This is a genomic window from Armatimonas sp., from assembly GCF_043760365.1.
GTDB lineage: Bacteria > Armatimonadota > Armatimonadia > Armatimonadales > Armatimonadaceae > Armatimonas.
Genome location: NZ_JAYUPA010000804.1, coordinates 19,138 through 28,468, shown reverse-complemented (window position 1 = coordinate 28,468; position 9,331 = coordinate 19,138). Strand labels below are relative to the sequence as shown.

The following is a 9,331-nucleotide window of genomic DNA, read 5'->3' as shown; positions in this document are numbered from 1 at the left end:
GCCCACGAGGAGCGCATCGGCGAGGCAATGGCCGGTGCCATTCGCAGTGCCGGGGTACTCGCTCAGTGGATGCCGCTTAACTTGGATGCGAGTGGGGCGACAGTCTTGGTAAATGCATAAGCTCTGATAACTTCAGGCGCATCGTGACAATGTAAGGCGGCTGATCTTGAGTCCAGTGCCCGTAGGTCGTCGTCACAATCGTTCCATCCCGCAAGCAGAGCACGCCGGGGTAGGCACAATCAGAGCCGTTCGTATTGTCCATGAGCCGCACGCGGTATTGCCCCTCACTGCCCGTCAGAATATCGTCGTAGGTACCTACCCAGGCAACCCAGTCGCCTTTGGTTGGAGATTCGTGGCACATATCTCTAAAGGAGATAAAGAGCCGTCCATCAGGCGCATAGACTCCTGTGTGTCGGTCGCCGGTGAGTGCGCCGGGGAGCTCACGGGGCTTGCTCCACGTGACACCTTCATTATCCGAGAAGATCACATGGGAGTTGTGCTTGCGGGAGTTCTCACGTAGCAAGACTGCGAGCTGTTTCCCATCGGGCGAGCGCAGTATCCCTGGCTCGCAGAGGTGCGCCTCGGGCAGGTGTGCAATCACGGTTGGGTTGCTCCAAGTCACGCCCCCATCGGCAGAGCGTACGGAGTAGACATGAAATTTCCCCGTCGCCTTCCCGGAGTTTGCAAAGAAGCGGCCATCGTCGTGAAAGAGCGCCAGGTAGTCGCCATGGGCAAGCCGCACCATCGCGCCCATCGGGACAATGCCGCCGTACTCGCCAATCGGGGCTAGCGCACTCCAGGTTGCGCCCTCGTCCTCGGAGATCGCTTGACGCACGGGGTAGAGCCCACAGAGCAGCAAGATGCGTTTCTTACCATTTTTATCTTTTGTGCGAAACAGCGTCGGGCACTCCTGGCTCGTCACCCAGTTTTGGGGGGTCGGCAGACGCTCACCCCAGGTCTTGCCGCCGTCAAAGCTCTTCTTGTAGACAATTGGGCCCTTGCCATGCCCTTTGGGATAGACACAGAGGATCGTCTTTTTATCGTCGAGCAGTACCGTGGTCGGGTGCCCCAGATACTGCCCCGGTTCGCGATCCACTAAGAACTGGCGCTCTTTTTGTGTCGAGAGGTCAATGAGTGGGATAGAGTACCCCCGTGAAACTTGCATGGCTCTAAATTCCCTATTGTGGTACGCTTTCCCTATGATGCAACGACGAAGTTTTCTGACACTGGGTAGCTTGCTACTCACGACGCCTGGGGCGTTTGCCCAGGAACTCTCCCGTACCCCTAAGCAGACCGAGGGGCCGTTCTACCCCGACAAGCTCCCGCTTGATACGGACAACGATCTCTTGCAGGTCAACGACACACTCACGTCTGCCGTAGGGGCTGTCACCTACCTGTCCGGGCGAATTTTAGATAGCCGCGGCAACCCCATTCGCAATGCCACGGTCGAGATCTGGCAGTGCGACAACAACGGGGTCTACCTGCACACTGCCGACAGTGGGCCAAAGAAAGACAAGCAGGACAAGAACTTCCAGGGCTTCGGGCGCTTCATCACAGGATCCACGGGTGAGTATCTGTTCCGCACGATCAAGCCGGTTCCGTACCCAGGGCGCACACCGCACATTCATGTGGCCGTGAAGCTCAAGGGCAAAGAGAAGTTTGTCACTCAGTGCTACATTGCGGGGGAGGCGCAGAACGAGAAAGATGGTGTGCTAAAGGGAATTGTGGAGGCGCAGCGTAAGCTGCTTTTAGCTGAGTTTAAGCCGCTGAAGGGCTCCAAGATCGGGGAGCTCACGGCGGGCTTTGATATCGTGCTGGGCATCACTCCCGACGCGTAAGCGCCAATTTCAATCGGCGCTTGTGCGAAACTGCTTGTGATACAGCTCCGCGTAGAGCCCGTTCTGAGCGAGAAGCGCTTCGTGTGGCCCCACTTCCACCACGCGGCCTTGCTCTAAAACGACGATCTTATCGCACGTTCGGATCGTGGAGAGCCGATGCGCGATAATCAGCGCAGTTCGGTTCTGCAGCAGGGTCTCCAGCGCCTCCTGGATCAGCGCTTCCGACGTCGCATCCAGGCTGCTCGTGGCTTCGTCTAGGATCAAGAGCTGTGGGTTTTTAAGCAAAGCGCGCGCAATAGAGAGTCGCTGACGCTCACCACCGGAGAGCCGAAACGCGCGCTCACCCACGATGGTGTCGTACCCGTCGGGGAGAGTGGAGAGAAACTCGTGGATGTGGGCGGACTTGGCGGCGGCGATCAGCTGCTCGTCGGTGGCATCGGGGCGAGCGTAGAGTAGGTTCTGCCGGACGGTGGCATGGAACAAAAATGTCTCCTGGGTCACCATCCCGAGCCGTGCTCGCAAACTTTCAAGAGAGATTTCTCGTAGATCTAAGCCGTCGAGCGTGATCTTGCCCTCGGTGGGGTCAAAGAAGCGCGGTAGCAAGTAGGTGATGGTCGTCTTTCCCGCGCCACTTGGCCCCACCAGTGCCACGCGCTCGCCGGGGGCAATCGTGAACGAGAGATTCGAGAGCGCGGGCGTCGCGGCACTGGGATAAGAGAACCCGACATCCTCAAAGCGCACCTCGCCGCGTGTCTGTGTGAGCGTTTTGGCTCTTGGCGCATCGGCGATCTCTGGGGCTTGGTCGAGTAGTGAGAAGATGCGCTCAAAGATCGCCAGGGCGCCTTGCACATCCACATAAACATTTGCTAGGTTTGCCAGCGGGCGGTAGAGGTTCGCTAGATACGCCACGATTGCTATGATGCTTCCTAGGGTCAGCCGACCGCTCAGCGCCTCCATTCCACCAAAGAGATAGATCAGAGCGGGGCCCGCCACGGAGAAAATGCTCAGGCTCATGAACAGCCAGCGCCCCGCCAGAGTTTGTCGTAGATTGAGAGACTTCACGCGCTGCGTGAGTTTCTCAAAGGCGCTCGCATCGGGCTTGGCCTGGCCGTAGAGCTGGGTGAGAAGCATCCCGCCCACATGCAGGCGCTCCTGCACAAAAGCCAGCAAATCCGCCTGCGTCTCCTGCGCCTCAGTGGCGAGCCTGCGCCGTAGCTTCCCCACCAGCTTGGTGGGCAGGTAGAGGCCCGGCACGACGATCAACGCCACAAAGGCCAGCTTCGGGTTCATCCCAAAGATCACGATAATGGTCGCAATCACAGTCAGCAAGTTATTGGCAATGCTAATCACGGTGCCCGTTGCCACGCCCTGTACTGCCCCGACATCACTGCTCACCCGTGCCACAATCTCCCCTGCCCGGGTATTCGTGTAGTAGCTCAGTGACATCTGCTGGAGGCGCAAAAATAAGCGATTGCGAAGATCGTAGAGTAGTCCCTCGCCGACTTGGGCGCTCAGAAAGCTCTGCAAAACCCCAAGCAGGCCCATCAGAATATTGACTCCGAGGATCCCTCCAACCAGCCAGAAGAGGAGCGGAAGCTGGTGCCTGGGAATCGCGTCGTCGAGAATCCCGCGCACCAAAAGCGGTGGCACCACTCCGAGCGCCGCACTCACTCCGAGGCAGCCAAAAATCCCCAGCCAGAGTGTTTTATACGGCGCAAGGCACGTCAGCACGCGTTTTAGGAGCGCCCGATCCAATGGCCCTTTTGGCCCCTCGCTGCCCGTGTTGCGGTTCTGCAACCCGAACGTCCGAGGCAAGCCCCCCAAGCTCTGATCAGGCCCCCGCCACCCGCCTCCAACACCCATGCGGCTATCCTACCCGTTTTGGGTTAGTAGTGTTGCTTCAAGCGCTCCGAAGGGCTGGCTTGTGGAGGGTTGCGGCGGTTGTAGGCGACGAGCCCTAGGCCCATAAAGGTAAGAACGATAAGAGCGGGGAGCCCGACGCCCTCAAAGCACGCGACGGAGAGAAGCGCAAAGAGCACAGGCGCGGCGGCGCGACGCGGTACACGGGGGCTACCCAGATAGAAATGCCGAGCAAACCGAGGGGCTATGGATTTTGTCGTGTTGCGGGACGGATGGTTCCTCATCTGAAGCCCTCGGCGAACCAACAACATGTCCCGATCCATAACCCTTCACAGTATGCGCATCTACGATACTCTGAAACGCTGGGATCATGCCTGAAGAACTATACTCTTTGGCACGACTCTTGCCTGCGGGGTAGCTAGATGACGTTGAGATCTTAACGTTTTCTGGTTGTACTACTTAGGAAGAGGTTGCCTTTAATGAGATTGTGTTCTTTTCGTCGCCTGCAAAAAAGTATTCTCCTGGGAATCTGTATTCTCTTGAGTACCTCGACTCATGCCCAGGATCTTCTTGATACACTACAGGCACGAACATTTCAAGATGCCTCCGGGGTCAACTTACCCTACCGTCTCTATGTCCCGGAAAACTACGACCCCAACCAGAAGTATCCCTTGGTGCTCTATCTCCACGGCTCCGGGGAGCGGGGAGATGATAATCGTCTGCCGCTGGAGGCGGAGCCGTTTGCGCAGACCTTTTTCTCGCCTGACGTGCAGGCGGCCCACCCGAGCTTTTTTCTGGTGCCCCAGTGCCCCTGGGAGGTGGCCGGCGGCGATCCACGTGGGGAGTTCTGGGTCAATAACTTCGAGACGGTTCTGGGGGAATCCTCGGGAGAGGAGACACTCCATCCGGGCTGGACATGGAACTCCTACAGTATCGCGGACTACCCCGTCTCGGCCAGCTTGCAAGCCGTGACAAACTTACTACCTGCATTGCAGAGTGAGTTTTCCCTGGATGCCAATCGGCTCTATGTCACAGGATGGTCTATGGGGGGCGATGCCACATGGGATCTCCTGATGCGCAACCCCGGTCTTTTTGCGGCGGGGGCTCCCGTTGCTGGCGTGGGAGACCCCACCCAGGGGGCGAGTCTGGCTAGCACGCCTCTCTGGGTTTTTCATGGGGCCGAGGACACCTCGATGGATGTTAGTGGATCCCGGATAATGGTCTCGGCGATCCAGGCAGCAGAGGGCAATCCTCGTTACACGGAGTACGCCGATGGGGGGCATTATATTGTTGCCGAAGAAGGCCGGGTCTATCAGGAGCCGGGCTTTATGGACTGGCTCTTTGCCCAGAGTAACACGGTAGCCGTGCCTGTTGAGCGAACCAGAACCTCCCAAGTGCCGGAGCCGGCGACGTTGGGCCTGCTGGCGATGGGCTTGCTGGGAGGGAGGTTTTGCTTCCGGCGGAGGCCAGTGGCATAACTATTGCTAATACCCCGTCTTTGTGAATAATTCGCGTTCTTTCCTCGTTTTCGCCTGGGTTGGACTGGTGAGTGTGCCCGCTCTCGCCCAGCCCGCGGAGAGTAGTTTGAAAGTCTTCAACTACACCTACAGCTATACGACTGCGGGTGGGGCATCGGTGACGAGGACGATTCCTACTAAGGCCTATATCCCTGCGCCGGGAACTTACAACCCTCTGGTGCCGCTGCCCGTGGTGATGTACCTGCATGGATCTGGCGAGCGCGGTAACGGGATTGATATAGATGGTAATCCGGGCATTGATAGCTGGGCCTTTGCCGACTCTCTCCAGCTCATTGACCGCCCCGCGATCTATGTCGCGCCTCGTGGGATCAAGGATTTTCTCCCGAGCGATGCGGAGTATCTGGAGAACCAGGCACGCTGGGGAAGCACTGCACCTATTAACTACGGCTACGATGGTCTGGGTGAGTACTGGCTCAATAACTATGGCACCAGTGATGAGTACGACTACCGTAACTTCCCAATCTCCGCGAGTCTGCGCGGTGCCTTCAGCCTCACGGATACTCTGCTGACCTCACCAACTTTTACGAATCTGGTAGACAGCACTCCGTTTAGTATTCCTCTGGTAGATCCTAATCGGCAGTATCTGGTCGGCTGGTCATCGGGAGGCGATGGTGTCTGGGATGCCGTTACCCGCCAGCCTCACAAGTACGCCGCCGCGATCCCTGTCTCCGGCGTCGGGGATCCTGGTGCCTTGGGGAGCCACCTCGTACCCGGCCTTTTGTCACAGCCTCTGCGTGCCTTCGCGGGGGGCAACGATCTCCCGGATCAACAGAGTGCCTTACTCAAGATGCAGACGGCTCTGGGCAGCGCCGGTGCGATCGGAACCGCGCAGCTTATTCCTGGTGAGAATCACTTTAGTGTCTCTAACTCCGTGTTTGGGGATATTAACAATCGAAACTGGCTCTATTCTCAGTCTGAAGAGGTGGCAGTGGCCGCTCCCGAGCCTACGACTGTGGCGCTCTGCCTGCTAGGCATTCTTCCCTTCTGTCGCCGTCGCAAAGCTTGACGTAGTGACGGGAGCACGGTATACTCTTCACGCTTTGGCCCGTTGGTCTAGCGGTTAGGACGCCTCCCTTTCACGGAGGAGACCAGGGGTTCGATCCCCCTACGGGCTATCTAAAAAACAAAGCTTGCTGGAGTGCACTGCTCTGGCAAGCTTTGTTTTTAGGTTCACCCGACCACCGTTGTATCGCCCCATGACAGTCCCGTTTTTACTTCCACATCCAGGTTCACCGACAGCGCGTAGGCATTTTCCATGCACGCCTTCACTTGTGACCCGAGCTCGCCTGCCGCGTCTTTGTCTACCTCAAAGAGCAGCTCATCGTGGACCTGAAGCAGTAGCAGAGCCGGGAGGTGCGTGCTCTTCAGCATCGCTGAGACGGAGAGCATCGCTTTTTTCATGATGTCCGCACTCAGTCCCTGAATCGGCATGTTCGCCGCTGCCCGCTCCGCCGCTTGGCGGAAGTTAAATACCCGGTTGTTGATGTCGGGAATCCAGCGGCGACGGCCAAAGAGTGTCTGGACATAGCCGTTCTTCTGCGCGAACTCAATCGTGGAGTCTAAGTACACCTTCACGCCCGGGAAGCGCGCAAAGTACGACTCTTTCAAGGCTTTCGCCTCGCCCTGTGGAATCTTCAGTTGCCGCGCCAGAGCGAAGTCCGAGATGCCATAGAGCACCGCGAAGTTCACCGTCTTAGCCGCACGCCGCATATCCGAAGTGACATCGCCGGGCGCGACGCCATAAACTTTACTCGCGGTGTACTTATGGATGTCCTCGCCCGACGAGAACGCCGCCCGCATGTCTGTGTCGTTAGCCACGTGGGCAAAGATACGCAGCTCGATTTGTGAGTAGTCCGCCGAGAGCAGAACCCGACCGGGCGGCGCGACAAACGCCTTGCGAATCTCCCGACCAATGGCCGTGCGAATCGGAATGTTCTGCAGATTGGGGTTCGATGACGACAGCCGCCCGGTCGCTGCCACGGTCTGGTTCAGCGACGTGTGCACCCGCCCATCCGAGCGCACCAGTGCAGGCAGCGCGTCGGCGTAGGTGCTCTTGAGTTTTGCCAGCTCTCTATACTGCAACACCTGTGCGACAATCTCATGCTCCAGCGCAAGTGGCTCCAGCACATCCGCATCGGTCGAGTAGCCCGTTTTTGTCTTCTTCCCCGACGGCAACTTGAGCTTTTCGAACAGCACCTCCGCCAGTTGCTTGGGCGAGTTCACTGTAAACGTGCCGTCAGCCAGCTCATGAATGCTCTTTTCCAGCGCGGTGATCTGCTCGCCCATCTCCGCCGCAATCTTCTCTAAGAGGGGCTTGTCCAAGAGTAGCCCCGTGCGCTCCATCTCAGCCAGTATCGGCACCAGCGGCAGCTCCAGATCGCGTAACAGCGCCGCTAATTTGTCACTCTCCAGGCGCGGCTCCAGCGTCTCGTGCAGGGCAAAGATCGCCTCCGCTGAGGCAATCGCCAGTTGTTTATCGCGCTCAAACACGGTCAGAGAGTCGAGTGTCGCACGCTCTTTCTTCTCTAGCGCTGGTGGCAACTCGCGCCCCGCCAGGTTCTGCGCGATGTCCCGCAAAGGATAGGTCGCCCGCTGCCCCGCAAAGAGCAGATAGGCGGCGAGTTCCGCATCAAAGGCAAGGGCACTCAGCATAAAGCCATGGCGCTGCAAGATTGTGATATCGGTGCGACCATCGTAGGTCATCTTAGCGATGCGGTGGTTCGTGAGGAGAGCATGACATGCTTTGGCCCCCTCCGCCCCTAACACCAGCCCCCCAACCCCCGCCAGGCGGGGGAGATCAGAGGATGGGGTATCAAAAAGCCCTCCTAGCTCGGCTCCCCCACTTGCGGGGGCGGGGGAGCCGATAGGCACGTAAAACACGCGCTCGCCTCCCGTGGCGATGGCAACCCCAAAGAGCCGCGTATCCATCGCGGATGCTTCATCAGTGTGCAATCGAATCGCAACTCTCCACGCCTCCTGCGCGGCGGCGAGAAGCTCGACTATATCCGCCTCCGTCTCAACTTCCGTGACCGTGAGCAGAACCGCCTTTGTCTCCGCAACCACCTCCGCTTCCGGCTCCCCCGCCGGGCGGGGGCGGGGGGGGCTGGTCGAAGAGCTTGTATTGAGTGCCTCTACCCGCCGCGCGAGAGTGCGGAACTCCAGCTCATCGAAGAAGATCTTGATCGCCGCGTAGTCTGGGGAGTAGTCCGGGCAGGTTTCGGGAGTGGGGAGCGCAGCGGCCTCGGGCAAGGGAATGTCTTTGCGGATTACCGCCAGCTCTTTGGAGAGGCGCATCTTGTCTAAGTTCTCGCGGATCTTCTCTTGAATGCGAGTGGGCGTCACTTCCGAGAGTCGCGCCTCCAGCTCCTCTACCGTTGGGAAGGCCTGCAACAGTGTCGTGGCCGTTTTCTCGCCAATGCCCGGCACTCCGGGAATATTATCGCTGGAGTCGCCTTTGAGCGCACGGTAGTCCGTGAGCTGGATCGGCTTTAGGCTGTAGCGCGCCTCCACAGCGGCCTCGTCGTAGAGCACCGTATCGGTGATGCCTTTAATGGTCGTGAGCACCGTCACTCCCGGCTGGACGAGCTGCAGCATGTCGGAGTCGCCACTCACAATGAGCACGTCGTAGCCCGCCGCTTTGCCCTGCGTGGCGAGCGTCCCGATAATGTCGTCTGCCTCATAGCCCGGCGCTTCCAGTGAGATCGCCCGAAAGACATCGGCGAGGCGGCGGGCATACGGCCCCTGCTGGATCAAGTCATCGGGCGTGTCCTGACGCGTCCCTTTGTACTCCGTGAACATCTCGTGCCGAAAAGTGGGCTCGTGCGTGTCCCAGGCGCAGAACATCAGATCAGGGTGATGCTTCTCCGTCACGCCCAGCAGCATCTGCGTGAAGCCAAAGAGCGCGTTCGTGGGCAGGCCCTTGGAGTTGGTGAGCGAGCGCACCGCAAAAAAGCCCCGGAAAAGCAGCGAGTTGCCGTCGAGGAGAACGAGTGTTTTAGCCATTTGGGCTATTTTACCTGCCACGCTCCAGGAACACGGTATCGCCGAGCGAAACTAAATCCCGCTACCCCTTGTGCTTTTCTGAATACTTGTGTA

7 protein-coding genes and 1 tRNA gene are annotated in these 9,331 nt (G+C 58.7%); 4 read left to right on the top strand and 4 right to left on the bottom strand.

All coding sequences use genetic code 11. From position 1 onward, the window contains the following. Positions 1-76: 76 nt before the first annotated feature. Positions 77-1,165, bottom strand: a complete 1,089-nt coding sequence (locus ACH2EH_RS19600) for a sialidase family protein (RefSeq protein ID WP_395144318.1) — start codon at positions 1,163-1,165, stop codon at positions 77-79. A 34-nt stretch (positions 1,166-1,199) separates the two neighbouring features. Here ACH2EH_RS19600 and ACH2EH_RS19595 point away from each other — a divergent pair, with 34 nt between their 5' ends. Further along, positions 1,200-1,838, top strand: coding sequence for an intradiol ring-cleavage dioxygenase (locus ACH2EH_RS19595; protein WP_395144316.1), 639 nt, complete (start codon positions 1,200-1,202; stop codon positions 1,836-1,838). A gap of 9 nt (positions 1,839-1,847) precedes the next feature. On the opposite strand, the gene ACH2EH_RS19590 is transcribed toward ACH2EH_RS19595, so the two are convergent. Continuing rightward, the gene (locus ACH2EH_RS19590) at positions 1,848-3,701 is read right to left on the bottom strand and encodes an ABC transporter ATP-binding protein (protein ID WP_395144314.1); all 1,854 of its coding nucleotides are present in this window, start codon (positions 3,699-3,701) and stop codon (positions 1,848-1,850) included. A gap of 23 nt (positions 3,702-3,724) precedes the next feature. Next, complete coding sequence (locus tag ACH2EH_RS19585) at positions 3,725-4,009, bottom strand: hypothetical protein (RefSeq protein ID WP_395144312.1); 285 nt, start codon at positions 4,007-4,009, stop codon at positions 3,725-3,727. A gap of 228 nt (positions 4,010-4,237) precedes the next feature. Between ACH2EH_RS19585 and ACH2EH_RS19580 the strand changes: the two genes are divergently transcribed. From ACH2EH_RS19580 to ACH2EH_RS19570, 3 genes are all read left to right on the top strand, one after another. Further along, a complete protein-coding gene (locus ACH2EH_RS19580; protein WP_395144311.1) occupies positions 4,238-5,176 on the top strand; it encodes a prolyl oligopeptidase family serine peptidase in 939 nt (312 codons plus the stop codon). Positions 5,177-5,198: 22 nt separating this feature from the next. Further along, the gene (locus ACH2EH_RS19575) at positions 5,199-6,242 is read left to right on the top strand and encodes a hypothetical protein (protein WP_395144309.1); all 1,044 of its coding nucleotides are present in this window, start codon (positions 5,199-5,201) and stop codon (positions 6,240-6,242) included. Between the two features lie 36 nt (positions 6,243-6,278). Further along, positions 6,279-6,351, top strand: a tRNA-Glu gene (locus ACH2EH_RS19570). Positions 6,352-6,406: 55 nt separating this feature from the next. Here the strand turns inward: ACH2EH_RS19570 and polA are convergent. After that, positions 6,407-9,238, bottom strand: coding sequence for a DNA polymerase I (gene polA, locus ACH2EH_RS19565; RefSeq protein ID WP_395144307.1), 2,832 nt, complete (start codon positions 9,236-9,238; stop codon positions 6,407-6,409). Between the last annotated feature and the right edge of the window lie 93 nt (positions 9,239-9,331).

Excerpts from the sequence above, each read along its gene's own strand:
- ACH2EH_RS19600 (WP_395144318.1), bottom strand. The coding sequence starts at position 1,165 with ATGCAAGTTTCACGGGGGTACTCTATCCCACTCATTGACCTCTCGACA.
- ACH2EH_RS19595 (WP_395144316.1), top strand. The coding sequence starts at position 1,200 with ATGATGCAACGACGAAGTTTTCTGACACTGGGTAGCTTGCTACTCACG.
- ACH2EH_RS19590 (WP_395144314.1), bottom strand. The coding sequence starts at position 3,701 with ATGGGTGTTGGAGGCGGGTGGCGGGGGCCTGATCAGAGCTTGGGGGGC.
- ACH2EH_RS19585 (WP_395144312.1), bottom strand. The coding sequence starts at position 4,009 with ATGTTGTTGGTTCGCCGAGGGCTTCAGATGAGGAACCATCCGTCCCGC.
- polA (WP_395144307.1), bottom strand. The coding sequence starts at position 9,238 with ATGGCTAAAACACTCGTTCTCCTCGACGGCAACTCGCTGCTTTTCCGG.